Source organism: Massilia suwonensis (assembly GCF_042655665.1).
Lineage (GTDB): Bacteria > Pseudomonadota > Gammaproteobacteria > Burkholderiales > Burkholderiaceae_D > Telluria > Telluria suwonensis.
Window position 1 is genome coordinate 589,283 of record NZ_JBHSMR010000014.1, and the last position, 17,575, is coordinate 606,857.

10 protein-coding genes and 4 tRNA genes are annotated in these 17,575 nt (G+C 67.1%); 5 read left to right on the plus strand and 9 right to left on the minus strand.

The genetic code is table 11. The features are described from left to right. Positions 1 to 107: 107 nt before the first annotated feature. The 3 genes from ACFPQ5_RS23060 to ACFPQ5_RS23070 form a co-directional block, all read right to left on the minus strand. Positions 108 to 3,134, minus strand: coding sequence for an ATP-binding protein (locus tag ACFPQ5_RS23060; RefSeq protein WP_379761204.1), 3,027 nt, complete (start codon positions 3,132 to 3,134; stop codon positions 108 to 110). Positions 3,135 to 3,289: 155 nt separating this feature from the next. Beyond that, the gene (locus tag ACFPQ5_RS23065; RefSeq protein ID WP_379761206.1) at positions 3,290 to 4,096 is read right to left on the minus strand and encodes a response regulator; all 807 of its coding nucleotides are present in this window, start codon (positions 4,094 to 4,096) and stop codon (positions 3,290 to 3,292) included. A 45-nt stretch (positions 4,097 to 4,141) separates the two neighbouring features. Further along, complete coding sequence (locus tag ACFPQ5_RS23070; RefSeq protein ID WP_379761208.1) at positions 4,142 to 4,762, minus strand: 2-hydroxychromene-2-carboxylate isomerase; 621 nt, start codon at positions 4,760 to 4,762, stop codon at positions 4,142 to 4,144. 391 nt (positions 4,763 to 5,153) lie between these two features. Between ACFPQ5_RS23070 and ACFPQ5_RS23075 the strand changes: the two genes are divergently transcribed. Together ACFPQ5_RS23075 and ACFPQ5_RS23080 are read left to right on the plus strand one after the other, a co-directional pair. Further along, on the plus strand, positions 5,154 to 5,786 hold the full coding sequence (locus ACFPQ5_RS23075) for a TOL_0243 family YfiR-like periplasmic protein (RefSeq protein ID WP_379761210.1): 633 nt from the start codon (positions 5,154 to 5,156) through the stop codon (positions 5,784 to 5,786). Beyond that, positions 5,786 to 7,690 (plus strand): sensor histidine kinase, YfiR-like protein-associated, encoded by a 1,905-nt coding sequence (locus ACFPQ5_RS23080; protein ID WP_379761212.1) that lies wholly within the window; start codon positions 5,786 to 5,788, stop codon positions 7,688 to 7,690. Before ACFPQ5_RS23075 ends, ACFPQ5_RS23080 begins: the two co-directional genes overlap by 1 nt. Before the next feature lie 75 nt (positions 7,691 to 7,765). Here ACFPQ5_RS23080 and ACFPQ5_RS23085 read toward each other — a convergent pair whose 3' ends face one another. The 5 genes from ACFPQ5_RS23085 to ACFPQ5_RS23105 form a co-directional block, all read right to left on the minus strand. Further along, complete coding sequence (locus ACFPQ5_RS23085) at positions 7,766 to 8,305, minus strand: FxDxF family PEP-CTERM protein (protein ID WP_379761214.1); 540 nt, start codon at positions 8,303 to 8,305, stop codon at positions 7,766 to 7,768. 402 nt (positions 8,306 to 8,707) lie between these two features. Further along, positions 8,708 to 8,784: transfer RNA gene (locus ACFPQ5_RS23090), tRNA-Arg, on the minus strand. A 122-nt stretch (positions 8,785 to 8,906) separates the two neighbouring features. Beyond that, positions 8,907 to 8,983: transfer RNA gene (locus ACFPQ5_RS23095), tRNA-Arg, on the minus strand. Positions 8,984 to 9,102: 119 nt separating this feature from the next. After that, positions 9,103 to 9,179 (minus strand) — tRNA-Arg (locus ACFPQ5_RS23100). Between the two features lie 177 nt (positions 9,180 to 9,356). Beyond that, a tRNA-Arg gene (locus ACFPQ5_RS23105) sits at positions 9,357 to 9,433 on the minus strand. A gap of 111 nt (positions 9,434 to 9,544) precedes the next feature. On the opposite strand from ACFPQ5_RS23105, the gene ACFPQ5_RS23110 reads away from it, so the two are divergent. The 3 genes from ACFPQ5_RS23110 to ACFPQ5_RS23120 all read left to right on the plus strand — a co-directional run bounded on the left by ACFPQ5_RS23110 (position 9,545) and on the right by ACFPQ5_RS23120 (position 16,525). Further along, on the plus strand, positions 9,545 to 13,507 hold the full coding sequence (locus tag ACFPQ5_RS23110) for a sensor histidine kinase (protein ID WP_379761216.1): 3,963 nt from the start codon (positions 9,545 to 9,547) through the stop codon (positions 13,505 to 13,507). Further along, entirely contained in the window at positions 13,504 to 14,649 is a 1,146-nt protein-coding gene (locus ACFPQ5_RS23115; protein WP_379761218.1) for an alpha-hydroxy acid oxidase, read from the plus strand. The genes ACFPQ5_RS23110 and ACFPQ5_RS23115 overlap by 4 nt, the downstream gene beginning before the upstream one ends. 148 nt (positions 14,650 to 14,797) lie before the next feature. Then, positions 14,798 to 16,525, plus strand: a complete 1,728-nt coding sequence (locus ACFPQ5_RS23120) for a TonB C-terminal domain-containing protein (RefSeq protein ID WP_379761221.1) — start codon at positions 14,798 to 14,800, stop codon at positions 16,523 to 16,525. Between the two features lie 43 nt (positions 16,526 to 16,568). Here ACFPQ5_RS23120 and ACFPQ5_RS23125 read toward each other — a convergent pair whose 3' ends face one another. After that, complete coding sequence (locus tag ACFPQ5_RS23125; protein WP_379761224.1) at positions 16,569 to 17,516, minus strand: D-2-hydroxyacid dehydrogenase; 948 nt, start codon at positions 17,514 to 17,516, stop codon at positions 16,569 to 16,571. Positions 17,517 to 17,575: the final 59 nt, after the last annotated feature.

Sequence of the window (17,575 nt, forward strand, 5' to 3'; positions counted from 1 at the left end):
GGAAGGAAACTAATTTCACTTCAGGAATCCAACTTTCCCACTTCAAGTAGTCTAACAAAGGCCCAAGAATTTCTTGTAGGACAGCGCCGCGTCCGATAGTAGGAACTTCAAGTGCGCTTTCTGCTCGCTGCCGGACGCACCAGCGACCCCACCGCGTCGATCAATTCGCTCGGCTCGACCGGCTTCGAAATATGCGAACTGAAGCCCGCTTCCAGCGCCCGCAGCCGGTCTTCCGAACGGGCAAAGGCGGTCAGGGCAACCGCAGGCAAGAGGCCGCCGCGGTCGCGCGGCAGAGCCCGTACCCAAGACAATAACTCAAAACCATCGACTTCGGGCATGCCGAGGTCGCTGATCAGGATGTCCGGCATCTCGGCCTGCAGGGCGGAAAAGGCCTCGCGTGCGCTGGCCGCGATGCGCACTTTCGCATGGCAGTCGGTCAGGATGCGGGCGATCAGCTCGCGCGCGTCGCGGTCGTCGTCGACCACCAGGATCGAGGCGCCGGTCAGGTCGCGCAGGGTCAGGTCGGGCGCGGCCGGCGGCGTGGTGCCGCTGCGGATCATGCTGGCGCGGCGCTCGGCGCGGGTCTGGACCTTGGCCACGGGCAGCTCGAAGGAAAAGCTGGAGCCGAGTCCTTCGCCCGGGCTGTCGGCGCGCACCGTGCCGCCATGCTGCTCGATCAGGTGTTTCACGATCGCCAGGCCCAGCCCGAGGCCGCCGTGGCGCCGCGTCATCGAAGCGTCGGCCTGGCGGAAGCGCTCGAAGACGTGGGTGATGAATTCCGGCTTGATGCCCGAACCCGTGTCGCGCACCGTGACGGCCACCGAGCCTTCGCGCCGGCCCAGTTCCACGGTCACCAGCCCGTCGCGCGGGGTGAACTTGATCGCATTCGACAGCAGGTTCCACACCACCTGCTGCAGGCGCGCCGGGTCGCCCGCGATCATGCCCGGGTCCGCCTCGTAGCGCTTCTCGATGCGGATGTTTTTCGCATCCGCCGCCGGACGCACGGTTTCGATGGCGGCGTCGAGGAAGCCTTGCGGGTTCAGGGTCTGCATGTCGAGCAGCACCTTGCCCGAGGTAATCCGGCTCATGTCGAGCAAGTCCTCGATCAATTGCGCCTGGGCGCGGGCATTGCGCTCGATCGTCTGCAGGCCGCGCTGTAAATCGTTTTCGTCCTTGCCGCCGCGGCGCAGCACCTGGGCCCAGCCGAGGATGGCCGACAGTGGCGTGCGCAGTTCGTGCGAGAGGGTGGCCAGGAACTCGTCCTTCATCTGGCTCGAGCGCTCGGCTTCGGCGCGCGCCTCGCGTTCGCTTTCCAGCAGCACCTTGCGCTCCTCGGCGGCCTGCTGGGCCGCTTCGTACAGGCGCGTATTGTCGAGCGCGACGGCGGCCTGGGCCGCGATGCCGCGCACGATGCGTTCGGTGCGTTCGGTGAACACGCCCGGTTCCGGATGCCCGAAGAACATCGTTCCCAATACCTCGCCCGAACCGGCCATGACCGGCACCGACAGGTAGCTGCGCACGGTCGGCTGGCCGGACATCAGGCTGAACTGGGTCGGGCTGGGGCCGTAGCGCGGGTCGTCGGTGATGTCGCTTGACCTGACCAGGCCGGCGCCGCGGAAGCTGGGCCCGAACAGGGCGCTGGCCTGCGGCTCGCCGAAGCTCTGGAATTCGTTGGCTACCCCGCCGGACAGGGTGTAGAGCGAGAATTGTGGCAAAAGCGTGGATCCATCGCTTTCCTTGCCGTGGTAGAAGAAGGCGCCGAAGCGGGCGCCGGCGATGCCGCTGGCGGCGTCGGTCGCCACCTGCAGCAGCGAGCGCAGGTCGCGCGTCGAGGCCAGGGCGCTGCCGGTGCTGTTGAGCAGTTCCAGCACCTTGGATTCTTCGCGCAGGGCCTGCTCGACGCGCTTGACCTGGTCGACATCGGTGTTCGTGCCGAACCAGCGCACGACTTTACCGTTGCGGTCGCGCACGGCGTTCACGCGGGTCAGGAACCAGCGGTACTGGCCGTCGGCGCCGCGGATCGGATATTCCATCTCGAAGGGTTCGCCGCTGCGGATCGAGGCGCGCCAGTGCTCGAGCATCGCGGGCAGGGCGTCTGGCTCGACCGTGTCCTGCCAGCCCCAGCCCGTCGCATTGTCGGGCGTGGTGCCGGTGTACTCGTACCAGCGCTCGTTGAACCAGACGATGGCGCCGTCGGCCTGGGCCATCCAGGCCAGCTGCGGGATGGTGTTGGCGAGCGCGCGCAGCACTTCTTCGCTCTGGCGCAGGCTGTCTTCCGCGTTCTTGCGCGAGGAAATATCCTGCATCACGCCGGTCATGCCGGTGACGCTGTCGCGCAGCGCCGGGTTGGCATAGTCGGCGCGTCCGACCAGGGCGATCCAGCGCGCCTGGCCGCCGTCTGGCAGCAGGCGGCATTCGATGTTCAGGTCGCTGTGCGAGGCAAAGGCGTGCAGCACTTCGCGGCGCACACTTTCGCGGTCGGGCTCGTCGAGGCGCGCGCGCAGCTCGGGCCAGGCCAGCGGCTGATCCGGCGCCAGGCCGAGGATCTCGGCGGCGCGTTCGCCCAGGCTGACGCGGTCGCTCTCCGCATCCCAGCGCCAGTCGCCCAGGCGGCCCGCCGCCAGCGCCACCTGCAGGCGGCTGTTACCGTCGATCAGGGCCTGCTGGTCGGCGCGGCGCCGCGTGACGTCGTGAAAATACAGGGTCAGCCCGTCCGGCGACGGGTACATGCGCGCCTCGATCCAGACCGCCAGGCGCGGATAGAAGAATTCGCGGCTGCCGGTCTGGCGCGAACGCATCGCGCGTTCCAGTTCGGTGGCCAGGTTGCTGCCGTTGAGCTCTTCGAATTCGTCCCACAGGCGCTTGCCGAGCAGGCCTTCGCGCGTCTTGTTCAGGGGCGCCAGCAGTTGCAGGGCGCGCCCGTTGACATAGGTGATGTGCCAGTCGAAGTCGACCGCGCAGAAGGCGTCGGTCAGGCTTTCCAGCATGTTTTCCATGCGCGCATTGGCCTGGCGCAGCGCTTCCTTGGCCGCCATCAGCTCGGCTTCGGCCTGGCGGCGCGCGGCCAGTACGTGGGTCGCATTGCGCAGCGCCGCCGAGCGCATCAATTCGAGGTCGTCGCGGTTTTCGCTCACGCGGCGCCTCCGGAACAGGGAACAGGTTCAACAGCAATCATGGAAAACTTCACGCTCGGCAGGGCAAGGACAGGGCGCACGGACGCCCGCCGCCGCCCGGCACCTGGCCATTCTAGCCCGGCCGCTTCGATGGCCCGCACACGGCTGGCCGCCACTCAGGCGCCCGCCCGCAGCTGGCTCGCCACTTTCCCGAGGGCGTCCTGCAGCTGATCGAGTTCGTAGGGCTTCTGCAGCGACTGGTAAGGAAAGTCGAGGTGGCGCAGCAGCATGTCGCCGTAGCCGGAGGCGAAAATCACTTTCAGGTGCGGATACTGCTCGCGCGCCTGGCGCGCCAGGTCGACGCCGGACATGCCGGGCAGGCTGACGTCGGTAAACAGCACGTGGTAATGGTTGGCGGCCAGGCGCGCCAGCGCATCGTCCGGATGGGCCACGCCGTCGGCCTCGTAGCCGAAGGCTTTGAGCATCTCGCAAACCAGGTACTGGGAATCGAGGTTGTCCTCGACCACCAGGATGGACAGGGTGCCGGGTTCTTCCGCAGCCGGCGACGCTTCGCTGGCCGTACCCAGTGCGCACAGCACACCGTCAACGCCGACCGGCGTGAAATACAGGTCGAAACGCTCGCCGCCGGCGCCGAAATTCACTGCCGCGCCGGTAACGCAGGCCGCTTCGCCGCGCCGCGCCTGCGTCAGCGCCTCGCCGGCCGCGGCAAAGGGCGGCGGCAGCACGGCAGGCACCGAACCGCCCGGTACCCGGCTGAAACCGGGACCGGCCAGGGCGCCATAGGCTTCGTTGCACAGGACGATCTGCTGCTCGCCCCAGGCCAGCAGCATCGGCAGGGGCGTATTGAACATCAGGTCGGCCGCCACCCGCAGCGGCTGCGGCCAGCCGGTGGGATCGCCGAGCGCGCTTGCGCTCCAGTCGTAGGAAGAAACGGTGCGGGCGGACTTACCGGAAGCGAGCATGGGACACGGCCTGTTGTGTATTCGAAAACATGGCCGAATCCTACACTAAATGGCTCGCGCCTGTCGGCACGCTGCCGCGCAGGCGATCGCATCCTCGAGCCGGTCGTTGCCCCAGAACATTTCGTCGCCGACGAAAAAGGTGGGTGCGCCGAAGACGCCGCGGCGGCTGGCCTGTTCGGTGTTGGCGCGCAGGTGCAGCTTGTTCCCCGGTTCCAGTGCGGCGGCGATGACGGCGTCCGGATCCGGCACCAGGCCGGCGAGTGCCGCGCGCACGGCTGCGGCATCGTCGATCTCGCGGTCTTCGACCCAGTTCCGGCGCATGACGCGGCGGCAGAATTCCCCCATCCACGTTTCTTCTGCGCCCAGGACGGCGACGCGCATCGGCAGCACGGCGGCGCGCGGAAAGACGCAAGGGCGGCGCCATTCCAGGCCATACTTTTGCGCCTGGCGTTCCATGTCGCGCCACATATGGCGGCCTTTGGCTTCCTGCAGCACGAAAGGAGAGGTGCTCCAGCCGAGTTCGCGGAAAACGGGGCCCAGCAGAAAGGGGCGCCAGAGCAGGGGTACGCCGGCCGCTTCGGTCAGTTCCTCGATGCGCATGAGCGAGAGGTAACTGTAGTTGCTGCCGAATTCGAACCAGAATTCAAGGGACGCTGCTTGGGTCATCGCGAGGTCTCCAACCATCGATATTGCAATGATAACAAGGCTGCGCTGTGCAGGCGCAAAAAAAAGCCCGCTCAATGGAGCGGGCTGAATCTATTTCCGAGGAGGAGAATAGAGGAGACAGGAAGAATTATGCCGCACAGCAACATGCATTGCCAATTTAGATTACTGATGACAGTCATTGATGTTGCATATGGCTGATCCGCCCGCGTACACGGTATGCACTTGCTTGGTGCATTAGAGAAAATGTTTTAACATGATATATGTCACGAAACAATTTACGGCTTCGGCGTACGGCAGCGTTCCGTCCGCTGCCGAGTCTGGCGAACCGGGTGTGCGCCAGGCGTTCTTGCGCTGCGATAGACGGCGCGACCTGCAGAATTAACCCCGGCCCATGATTCGATACCGCCTTGCCCGAACCCCGCAGTCGTCTCCTCCGTCGCCCCGGCGCCGGCAGGCGGCCGGCCGTGCGGCGGCCTGGTCGCTCGTCCTGGCGGCGGCGGTGTTTGCGGGAGGCATGCTGCCGCCGCCAGGCGCCTATGCACAGCAGGGCAGCAGCCAGGCCCTGGAGCGCCGGGTCAAGGCCGCCTTTCTCTACAAGTTTCTCGGCTATGCCGATTTCCCGGCTTCCGCCTTTGCCGACGGCGCCGCGCCGGTCACGATCGGCGTGATCGGGTCCGACGAGATGGCGGCCGAACTGGGACGGGTGGTGGCCGGACGACAGGTGCGCGGTCGTCCGATCGTCGTGCGCACGCTGCGCGAAGGCGATCCGGCCCCGGTTCACCTGCTGTTCGTCGCCGGCAGCGACAGCGCGCGCTCGGCGCGCATCCTGCGTGCAGCCTCCGGCGCCTTGCTGCCCGTCACCGAGTGCGAACTCGGCCTGCAGAACGGCAGCGTCATCAATTTCAGGATCATCGAGGAGCGGGTGCGTTTCGACGTCTCGCTCGACTCCGCAGAGAGGAATAACGTGAAACTCAGTTCGCGCCTGCTTACGGTCGCAAACCGCGTAGTAAAGGGAAACAGCTGATGCAGTCCCGCCAGCACCTCAACGACGGCGGTTCCGTCCGCAGCAAGCTGATCAAGATGGCCGTGTTCACCACGCTGGCCGCCTTGCTGTCGGCCTCGATCGCCATGCTCCTGCTCGACCTGCGCACCTTCCAGCGCTACTGGGTCGACGACCTGACCACGCAGGCCGACATCATGGCCAGCGTCACCGCCCCGGCCCTGGCCTTCAGCGATGCCGCCGCGGCAGGGCAGCAATTGGCCGTGCTGCGCGCGCGTCCGCAGATCCTGGCCGGCGCCGTCTACGCCAATACCGGCGCCCGTTTCGCCACCTACACCAAGGCCGGCACCGAACAGGCGCTGCCGCCACGCCCGCAGCCGGCCGGCTACCGCATCGAACACGGCGAGCTCGAGGTCTGGCACAACATCGTCGAGAACGGCGAGGCCGTCGGCACCGTCTTCCTGCGCTCGCGCTACGGGCTGGTGGATCGCCTTCTTAATTATGGCGCCATCCTCGGCGGCGTGATGCTGGGCGCGCTGGTGATCGCGGCCCTGGTCGCCTCGCGCCTGCAGGCGGCGATTACCCGTCCGCTCGAAGCGGTGACCAACGTGGCGCGCCAGGTGATGCAGCAGCGCGACTTCACCCTGCGCGTGCCGGGCAATAACAGCGGCGAGATCGGGGTGCTGGTCGAAGCCTTCAACGACATGCTGGCCGAGATCGGGCGCCGCGCCGAAGCCCTGCAGGCCGCCAACCGCACCCTCGAACACGAGATGGACGTGCGCCAGAAGGCCGAGAATGCGCTGATCGTGGCCGACCGCAGGAAGGACGAATTCCTCGCCACGCTCGCCCACGAGCTGCGCAACCCGCTGGCGCCGATCCGCACGGGCCTGGACATCCTGCGCATCCGCAGCGGCGACGCCCAGGCCACCCAGCGCGCCACCGACATCATGGAACGCCAGCTGCGCCAGATGGTGCGCCTGGTCGACGATTTATTGGACGTCTCGCGCATCAATACCGGCAAGTTCGCGATCAAAATGGGCCGCGTGGAGCTGAAGGCGGTCGTCAACGACGCCCTGGAGGTGGTGCGCTCCTACATCGAGCTGCACGGCCACGAGCTGGCGATCGACCTGCCGGACCGTCCGGTCTTCCTGCATGGCGACGCGACGCGCCTGGCGCAGATCCTGTCGAACCTGTTGAACAACGCCGCCAAGTACACCAACCGCGGCGGCAAGGTCACGCTCGGCGCCCGCGTCGAGGACAAGACCCTGGTGCTGGAAGTGAGCGACACCGGCATCGGCCTGGCGCCGGAGATGCTCGACTCCGTGTTCGAGATGTTCGTGCAGGTCGATTCGACCCTGGAGCGCACCAACGCCGGCCTGGGCGTGGGCCTGTCGCTGGCGCGCAAGCTGGTGGAACTGCATGGCGGCACCATCGCGGCCTCGAGCGAAGGCCTGGGACGCGGCAGCCGCTTCACGGTGCGCCTGCCGATCGTGGTCGACCCGGAGCCCCTGAGTAAACCAACGCCGGCCGCCTTCATCAGCACCGAGACCTACCGTATCCTGCTGGCGGACGACAACGTCGACTTCGTCAACAGCATCGGCGCCTTGCTGACCGCCATGGGGCACAGCGTGGTGATCACCCACAACGGCCCGGACGCGCTGGCAGCCGCGGCGCGCTTCTGCCCGGACTATGCTTTCCTCGACATCGGCCTGCCGCAGATGTCGGGCTACGACCTGGCGCGCGGCATCCGTAAGCTCAGCTGCGGGCCGATGACGGTGCTGATCGCGGTGACCGGCTGGGGCCAGGAAAAGGACCGCCAGCTCGCCTTCGAGGCCGGCTTCGACCATCACATGGTGAAGCCGGTGCGCTTCGAGCAGATCGAGGAAATCCTGGGCAACCGCAGCATCATCAAGAAATTACGCACCTGAGCCGTGTGAAACGAGAACAGCGGGAGCGCTTGCGCGCCCCCGCTGTGCAGGCGTCATGACAGCACTGCCGTGCCGCTACCTGGCCTTGCGGCGCCGCGCCAGGAAGCCCAGGATGCCCAGGCCGCCCAGCATCATGCCGTAGGTGCCGGGCTCGGGCACCGGCATGAGCATCATCGCCCCGCCGAAGGACGCGCCGTCGTCCGATACCAGGTTGCCGTTCACGCGGATGTAGTAATCGCCCGCGCTCAGGTTGCCCCCGGCCACCGTCCAGACATCGGTCGCCCCGGTCTGCAGGGACGAGCCCTGGCTGAGCAGGGTGTCGTTGCCGTCGAATAGCCAGATGCCCGTGATGTCGAGCCCGACGTCGGCGCTGCGGCTGACCGAAGCGACGATGGCGTCCAGGTTCTGGCCCACGGTGCCGCTCACGGTGAACGTGAAGCGGTCGGCGAAGGTGTTGCCGCTATTTCCCTCCTCGAAGCTGTCGCCGAAAAAGGCGGAGCCGTCGACCAGGTCGAGGGCCTGTGGCGGACTGCTGATGTCCGTTTGCGCCCAAGCTGCCGGCGGACCGAGCGCTGCGCTTGCCAAGACCGCTGCAGCAATCAATGATTTTTTCATGGAGTCCTCTCGCAAGTGTCGGCCGCGTCCTGCGGCCGGGTAATGGCAATCGGGGACTTCATGCTAGCAAAGGGATCCGCCTGTTTGCGTGGTTTGCAATGGCTGTGACGCTATGGCGACATTCGATGACGCGTGGAATGTTTCGCACAAATGCCGCGGCACGCATTGCTCTTCATAGGAGGCAGCTCGAAAGGCAATTGTTGAGCGGAAAAGGGAAGCGCGTTGCTCGGATAACGTCGGCGCCGTCCTACAAAAACAGAAGTCGCCTTCCTGTGCTGAGCTAAGCCCCGTTTAAGACTCGCCTTGGCTTAGCTTGCTGAATGAGAAATGAAAACAGGGCAAAAGCACGGCAGAAAAGAAAAATGGCCCAGAATCGCTTCTGAGCCATTTTCTTGAAACTGATGGTGCGGCTGGCAGGAATCGAACCCACGACCCCTTGGTTCGTAGCCAAGTACTCTATCCAGCTGAGCTACAGCCGCCCGAAGCACGCATTATAGCGGGGCGTGGTCGAAATGGGAAGCTTTCTCTTGCGTCAGCAATCGGTAGCAGGGAGGCGCAAAACGAAAAAGGCCAGATCTTGCGATCTGGCCTTCCTATTCGTTGGTGCGGCTGGCAGGAATCGAACCCACGACCCCTTGGTTCGTAGCCAAGTACTCTATCCAGCTGAGCTACAGCCGCCCGAGGCACGCATTATAGCGGGGTGTTGGCAGAATGGGAAGGGGAGAATTGCGATGCCGAAACATCCGGAGTCCGGAAACGAAAAAGGCCAGATCTTGCGATCTGGCCTTCCTATTCGTTGGTGCGGCTGGCAGGAATCGAACCCACGACCCCTTGGTTCGTAGCCAAGTACTCTATCCAGCTGAGCTACAGCCGCCCGAGGCACGCATTATAGCGGCGCGTTGTTCAAATGGGAAGGGGCGTAGGGTGGTCGGCTATACCCTGTTGTGTGAATATCGTTGGCATCAGCGCCGCCCACGCGTGACGCTCGCAGTCCGTTGGCGCGTGTAGAAACGAAAAAGGCCAGATCTCGCGATCTGGCCTTCAAATTAGTTGGTGCGGCTGGCAGGAATCGAACCCACGACCCCTTGGTTCGTAGCCAAGTACTCTATCCAGCTGAGCTACAGCCGCCCCGTGGAACGCATTATAGCAGCGGCGTCGGCGTTGCGGAAGTCTTAATTTATTACAACTATCCAGGTTCCTCTGGTAGATTGGAGGTTCTGTATCCGATTTCGAGACACTATGTTGGGCACTACCTTGCGCGGGGGGCGCACTGCGGCGCGCCACTCACTGGCAGCCATATTGGCAGCCATGCTGGGCATGCTGGCGCCGAGCGCCGGCGCGGCCGCCCCGCGCAACCTGCGTTTCGAGCACGTGTCGATCGAACATGGCCTGTCGCAGGAATCCGTCCTCACCATCCTGCAGGACCGTCAGGGCTTCATGTGGTTCGGCACCCAGGCCGGCCTGAACCGCTACGACGGCTACAGGATGACGGTCTACCGGACCGACCCGCAAGATCCCGCTTCGCTGCCCGACAGCTTCATCAATGCTTCCTTCGAGGACTCCGAAGGCCGCCTCTGGTTCGGCACCAAGGGCGGCCTGGCGCGCTTCGACGCGGCAGCGGGGAAATTCGTCCGCTATGCGCTGGCCGACGCCGGCACGCCGGGCGACGGCAACCGCAGCGTGAACGCGATCGTCGCCGACCGCAACGGTATCCTCTGGCTCGGCACCAACGACGGCCTGAAACGCTTCGATCCCGCCAGCGGCGCCTTCACCACGATCCGCCATCCGGCCCACGACGGCGCGGCGGGCGGCGACATCGTCAACGCGCTGGCCTTCGACGGCCATGGCGCGCTCTGGGCCGGCACGGCGCGCGGAGTGGGGCGCCTGGCCCCGGGCGCCCATCACCTCGAACACTTCGCGCCGCTCGATGCCGATCCGCGCCGCGCGCGCGTCAACGCGCTGTCGATGGGACCGCGCGACACGCTGTGGGTCGGCACCGACGCCGGCCTCGAGGCCTGGAAGCTGGCGGACGGCGCGCCGCGTCCGCGTGCGCTCGGTCGTGACGAGGGCATGGGCGAGATGCGCGTGCTGGCGCTGTACCACGATGCCGGCGGCACGCTCTGGGTCGGCACCGACGCCGAGGGCGTGAAGTGGCGCGACCCGACCGACGGCCATTTCGTTTCCTACGCCAACCGGCCGCTCGACGTCCACAGCCTGTCCGACAACCAGGTCGGATCGATCCGCATCGACCGCAGCGGCACGCTCTGGGTCGGCACGCGCTTTCGCGGCGTCTCGCGCACCGACCTCGCCAGCGGCGGCTTCTCCAACTTCAGCTTCCGCCCCGACGGCGGCTACCGGATCGGCTTCGAAAAAGCGCGCGACGTCGCCGTGCGCCCCGACGGCAAGCTCTGGATCGGCACCTTCGGCGGCGGCCTGGTGCTGCTCGACCCCGAGACCGGCCATACCGAGCAGCTGCGCCACCAGGACGGCCGCGCCGATACCATCCCGAACGACATGGTGCACAGCCTCGCCATCGAGGGCGGGCGGCTCTGGGTCGGCACCGCCGGCGCGCTGGCCTGGAGCGCGGTCGGCGGCGGCCCCTTCCACCGGGTCGAGCTGCCGGGCCTGGGCACGGCGCCGGTCAACGACGTGCAGCGCACGCGCGACGGCATGCTGTGGGTGGTCACGCGTGCCGGCCTCTACCAATTAGGCGAAGACCTGCGCGTGCGCCAGGTCTGGCGCCACGATCCGCGCACGCCCAACAGCCTCGGCGACAATTCCCTGTACGGGATGGTCGAGGACGCGCAGGGCATCCTCTGGCTCGGTACAGACAACGGCGTCGACCGTTTCGACCGCAAGAGCGGCCTGTTCACCCACTACCGCCACGACCCGCATGATCCCTCCAGCCTGCGCCACAACCGCATCTATGGGATGACCCTGAGCCGCAGTGGCACGCTCTGGGTCGGCACCGCCGGCGGCCTGCACCGCATGGAGCAGGGCGCCGACGGCAAGCCGGCCTTCCGTCTCGTGAAGCTGATCGACGCACGCGAACCGCTGCCGATCGGCGCCGTGCTGGAAGACGCGCGCGGGCGCCTGTGGGCCAGCATGACCGACGGGATCAGCCGCTTCGATCCCGCCACCGGGCAGTACAAGCACTACACGGCCAAGGACGGCCTGATCGACGGCACCTTCTTCGTCGGCTCGAGCGCGCAGGGACCGGACGGGCGCATGCACTTCGGCGGCGTCAACGGCCTGAGTTCCTTCATGCCCGACGCGATCCGCGACAACCCGTATCCGCCGCTGGTGCGGATCACCGATTTCCTCGTCTTTAACAAGCCGCAGCGCCTCGCCGCGCCGATCGAACGCACCAAGGAGATCACGCTGACGCAGCGCGAATCCGTGTTCTCGCTCGAATTCGCCGGCCTGCATTACGCGGCCCCCGCCAGCAACCGCTATTCCTATCGGCTCGAGGGCTTCGACCAGGGTTGGGTCGAGACCAGCGCCGACAAGCGCTACGCCACCTACACCAACCTGGATCCGGGCAGCTACGTATTCCGGGTCCGCGCCAGCAACAAGGACGGCGTCTGGAGCGAGGCGCCGGCGGCGCTGACGATCACGATCACGCCGCCCTGGTGGAAGAACTGGTGGTTACGCCTGTCGGCGCTGGCCCTGCTGGCCGCGGCGGCGGTCGGCGCCTACCGCCTGCGCATCCGCGCGCTGCTCCAGCAGAAGGGCGTGCTCGAGCGCGAGGTGAACGCGCGCACGGCCGAACTGGTGCTGCAGAAGGACGCGGCCGAACGCCGCAAGCGCGAAGCAGAGGAGCAGGGCGAAGCGGCCGACAACGCGCGCCGCAACATCGCGCTGCTGTCCGACATCGGCCGCCGCCTCACCGCGAACCTCGACACCGAGGCGATCATGACCACGCTGCACGAGCACGTGATGGTCCTGATGGACGCACCGGTATTCGGAGTCGGCGTCGCGCGCGAGAGCGGCGACCTGTTCGACATTCCCTACGCCTTCATCGACGGCCGGCGCTGCGCGCCCCACGTGCGTGGGCGCCGCGATCCGCGCCAGCTGGGCGCCTGGTGCTTCGAGCACGAGCGGGAAATCTTCATCGGCGAGCTGGCCGCCGACGTGCCGCGCTATGTGCCCGAGTTCGACCCCGCGGAGGTCGCGGCGGCTTCGCTGCCTTGCCAATCCGAGGCGATGCGCGGGCGCCTGCCGCAGTCGCTGCTGTATGTGCCGGTCGTGGTCGGCCAGCGCGTGCTGGGCGCGCTCACGGTGCAGAGCTTCACGCCGCGCGCCTACCAGCGCGTGCACCTGGACATGCTGCGCACCCTGGCCGCCTATGTCGGCGTCGCGCTCGACAACGCCCAGGCCTACCGCCGCCTGAAGGACGTGCAGGGCCAGCTCGCGGCCCAGGAAAAGCTGGCCTCGCTCGGCTCGCTGGTGGCCGGCGTGGCGCACGAACTGAACACCCCGATCGGCAACAGCCTGCTGATGGCCAGCACCCTGCACGACAAGACGCTCGATCTGTCGACCGCGCTCGACACGGCGGCGCTGCGCCGCTCCGAGCTCTCCAGCTACATCGGTTCGGCGCGCGAAGCTTCGGAGCTGATCATGCGCAGCCTGAACCAGGCGGCGGAACTGGTGAACAGCTTCCGCCAGGTCTCGGTCGACCAGGCCAGCGCCCAGCGGCGCCGTTTCGACCTGGCGCGCGCCTGCCAGGAAATCGTCGCCACCCTGATGAACAAGGTGCGCCTGGCCGGCCACGTGCTGGAGCTCGACGTGCCGGCCGGGATCGTGATGGACAGCTATCCCGGCCCGCTGGGCCAGGTGCTGATCAACTTCGTCAACAACGCGCTGCTGCACGCCTTCGAGAGACCGGGCGGCCACATGCGGCTAGCGGCCAGCCTGATGGAGGGCGACTGGGTGCGTATCGCATTCCGCGACGACGGGCGCGGCATTGCGCCGGCCCACCTGGCGCGCGTGTTCGATCCCTTCTTCACCACGCGCATGGGGCAGGGCGGCACCGGCCTGGGCCTGAACATCGCACACACCATCGCCACGTCGCTCCTGAATGGCGCGATCCGCGTCGAGAGCATCGCCGGTGAAGGCACCGTTTTCATCCTCGAGCTGCCACTCAGAGCGGCCGAGGCGCGACATCCGACAACTACCGAGGAGAGGAAACTGCACGCATGAGCATCATCACGACGATCGAGGATCTGCGCGTCCTGGCAAAAAGGCGCGTGCCACGCATGTTCTACGACTACGCCGACGCCGGTTCCTGGACCGAATCGACCTACCGCGCCAACGAAAGCGATTTCGCGAAGATCAAGTTCCGCCAGCGCGTGGCCGTGAACCTGGAAAACCGCAGCCTGAAATCCACCATGATCGGCCAGGAAGTGGCGATGCCGGTGGCCCTCGCCCCGACCGGCCTGACCGGCATGCAGCACGCCGACGGCGAGATCCTGGCGGCGAAGGCGGCGGAGAAGGTCGGCGTGCCCTTCACGCTGTCGACCATGAGCATCTGCTCGATCGAGGACGTCGCAAGCCGCACCACCAAGCCGTTCTGGTTCCAGCTCTACGTGATGAAGGACCGCGATTTCATCAACCGCCTGATCGACCGCGCCAAGGCGGCGCGCTGCTCGGCCCTGGTGCTGACGCTCGACCTGCAGGTGCTGGGCCAGCGCCACAAGGACCTGCGCAACGGGATGACGGCGCCGCCGAAACTGACGATTCCGAACATGATCAACCTGGCGACCAAGCCGCGCTGGTGCTGGAACATCCTGCGCACGCCGCGCCGCCAGTTCGGCAACATCGTCGGCCATGCATCGAGCGTCTCGGACATGAGCTCGCTCTCGTCCTGGACCTCGCAGCAGTTCGATCCGGCCCTGTCCTGGGACGACGTCGCCTGGATCAAGGACCGCTGGGGCGGCAAGCTGATCATCAAGGGCATCATGGATGCGGAAGACGCGTACCTGGCCGTCAAGAGCGGCGCCGACGCGCTGATCGTGTCCAACCACGGCGGCCGCCAGCTCGATGGCGCGCAGTCCAGCATCGGCGCGTTGCCGGGCATCGTCGACGAAGTCGGCAGCCAGATCGAAGTGCACATGGACGGCGGCGTGCGCTCCGGCCAGGATGTGATCCGCGCGCTGGCGCTGGGCGCGAAGGGCGTCTACATCGGCCGGCCTTTCCTCTACGGCCTGGGCGCGATGGGCGAGGCGGGCGTGGCGCGCTGCCTGGAGATCATCCGCAACGAGCTGGACCTGACGATGGCCTTCTGCGGGCTGCGCGACGTGCGCGACGTGGACCGCAATATCCTGCTTCCCGGGACCTGGTAGGCCGCACAGTAGCATTTCCTGAACGGAACGATGTGTTTTATCACCCCTGTGATAGCATCGCCGGGTTACTTGCCTCTTCGGCATCCTTGCATCGATTACATGGCCACATCGTTCCGTTTCGACCAGCCAGCCAGGAAAGCGCCCGCGCATGGCTGAGTTCTCGCCAGCCCAGCCCATGTTCGACTGGCGCGAAGCGCTGTCCGCCTGGCGCCAGTCCCCGCGCCTGAATACGGCTTTCGTTCTTTCCACCGCGTTCCACGTGCTGCTGCTGTGCCTGGCCGTCGGGGGCGAGACGCTCGGGCTGCCGGGGTTTCATTTTCCGTGGGAAGAGCGGCGTATGGGGCCGAACGAATTGCGCGTGCAGCTGGCGCCTGCGCCGGCGCCGCCGGTGGCCGCGCCGCCTGTGCCGGTCGAGGCGCCCAAGCCTGCGCCGGCAGCGACGCCGCCCGCCCCGATACCCGAGGCAGCGCCGGCGCCCAGACCGGCGCCAAGCCGGCCGTCGCCGCTTGCTGCTGCGCCTGAAGTGACTGCACCGGCGCCCGCGCCTGTACCGGCTCCCGCGCCGGCACCCGCTCCAGCCGAGCCGGCGCCGCCGGCAAAGGCGGCGCTCGCACTGGCGCCTACCCCTGAAGAGACGGCGCCGGCACCGGCCGAAACAGCGGCACGGGAGAACGCCGAGGCGCAGGCGCGCGCCGAAGCGCGCGCGCAGGAAGAGGCGGCCGAACAGCACTTGCGCCAGCTGGCCCTCGAAGCGGACGCCCGGCGCGAAGCGGCCCGTTTGATCGCCGAGCAGGAAGAGAGCGAACGCCGGGAGGCCGCGCGCCGCCAGGCGGAACGCGAGGAAGGGGAACGCCAGGTCCGGGCGGAGGCAATGCGCCAGGAAGAGCAAAGAGCGGCGGCCGCACGCGAGGAAGCGGCCCGTCAGGAGCTGGCGCGGCAGGAGGCACAGCGTCAGGAACAGCAGCGCCAGGCCAGCGCACGCGAGGAAGCAGCGCGGCAGGAACAGGCAAGACAGACCCAGCTCGAAGCCGCGCGCAGGGAGGCGGCACAACAGGAACAGGTACGCCTGGCGCAGCTCGAAACAGCGCGGCAGGAAGCGAACCGGCAGGAACAGCAGCGCCAGGAATCGGCTCGTCAGGAGGCAGCCCGCCAGGAAGCCGCACGACAGGAAGCGGCACGACAGGAAGCGGCACGACAGGAAGCGGCACGACAGGAAGCAGCCCGTCAGGAAGCGTCACGACAGGAAGCGGCCCGTCAGGAGTCGGCCCGACAGGAAGCGGCACGACAGGAATCGGCACGTCAGGAAGCGGCACGACAGGAAGCCGCACGCCAGGAAGCAGCCCGTCAGGAAGCCGGCCGCCAGGAAGCCGCCCGACAGGCGGCAGAACAACAGGCGCGGGCACAGCGCGAAAAAGCCGAACAGGAAGCCCAGCGCGAGGAACGCCTGCGCGCCATCGGCAAGCAGCTCGACGCCGAAAAGGCCCAGCGCGACGCCGCCGCCAAGCTGCCGCCGACGGTGAGCAGCCTGCGCCGCGGCTGGCTGTTCGGTCGCGCCGACGCCAACGCCGAGCTGGTCGCCTATGCGCAGGGCATGAGCCGCAAGATCGAGATGAACATGACCTTCGACACCGTGCGCGAATTGGTAAAACAGGCGCGGGTCCAGCCGGTGGTCACCGTGGCGGTGCGCGCCGACGGTTCGGTCGAGAAGGTGACTTTCGAGCTGTCCAGCGGCGTCCCCGCACTCGACGCGGCGATCCGCAAGGTGATCGCCGACCAGGCGCCTTACGGCCGCTTCCCGCCGGCGCTGGCGCAGCAGTACGACGTGGTCGAGATCCGCCGCACCTGGATCTTCGACGTCGCAATCCGACTGGAGTAATACTTAGGGGTGGTCGAGGCCATTGGCCCCGCCCACCCCCACATCATCCGACCAGGTTCGTCGCCCGTCCCGCTTCCCACGCCTCGATATTATCGACCAGCATATCCGCCAGCGTCTGCATCGCGCCGCTGCTGGCCCAGGCCACGTGCGGCGTCAGGATGAAGTTCGGCAGGCGCAGGCCCAGCAGCGGGTTGTCCTGCGCGGGCGGCTCCTTGCTCAGCACGTCGAAACCGGCGCCGCCGATCGTGCGCCGCATCAGGGCTTCGGCCAGCGCGGCCTCGTCGACCAGGCCGCCGCGCGCGGTATTGATCAGGATGGCGGTCGGCTTCATCAGGCCCAGCTCGCGCGCGCCGATCATGTGGCGGGTGGCCTCGCTCAGCGGCAGGTGCAGGCTGATCACGTCGCAGCTGGCGAGCAGCTCGTCCAGCGGCAGCTGTTCGACGCCCGGCTCGCTCACTGGCGAGCGCGAGGTAACGACGACCTGCATGCCGAAGGCCTGCCCGATCTGCGCCACGCGCCGGCCGAGGGCGCCATAGCCGACGATGCCGAGGCGGCTGCCGGCCAGGTCGCCGATCGGGTGGTCGAGCAGGCAGAAGCGGTTCGAGCGTTCCCAGCGGCCCGCTTCGACGTCGGCGACATAGGCGCGCAGGTTGCGGCGCAGGGCCAGCATCAGGGTGAAGCAGTGTTCGGGCACCGAGATGCCCGAGTAATTGCGGATGTTCGCGACCGCGATGCCGCGCGCGCGGCAGGCGGCGAGGTCGACGTTGTCGGTGCCGGTCGCGGCCACCGCCACCATGCGCAGTTCCGGCAGCTGCTCGATCACATCGGCACGCAGCGGCACCTTGTTGGTGACGGCGACCGTGGCGCCGCGCAGGCGTTCGAGCACCTGGTCGGGCGCGGTGGCGGGATAGTCCAGCCAGTCGTGGGCAAAAGCGGGACGGCGTACCTTGGCAAGCAGGCTGTCGCGGTCGAGGAAGACGATCTTGTGCATGGCGCGCTCCAGGGGAGGGGAGCGCATATTGTAGAGCATGCGCCCGATTGGCGATGAAA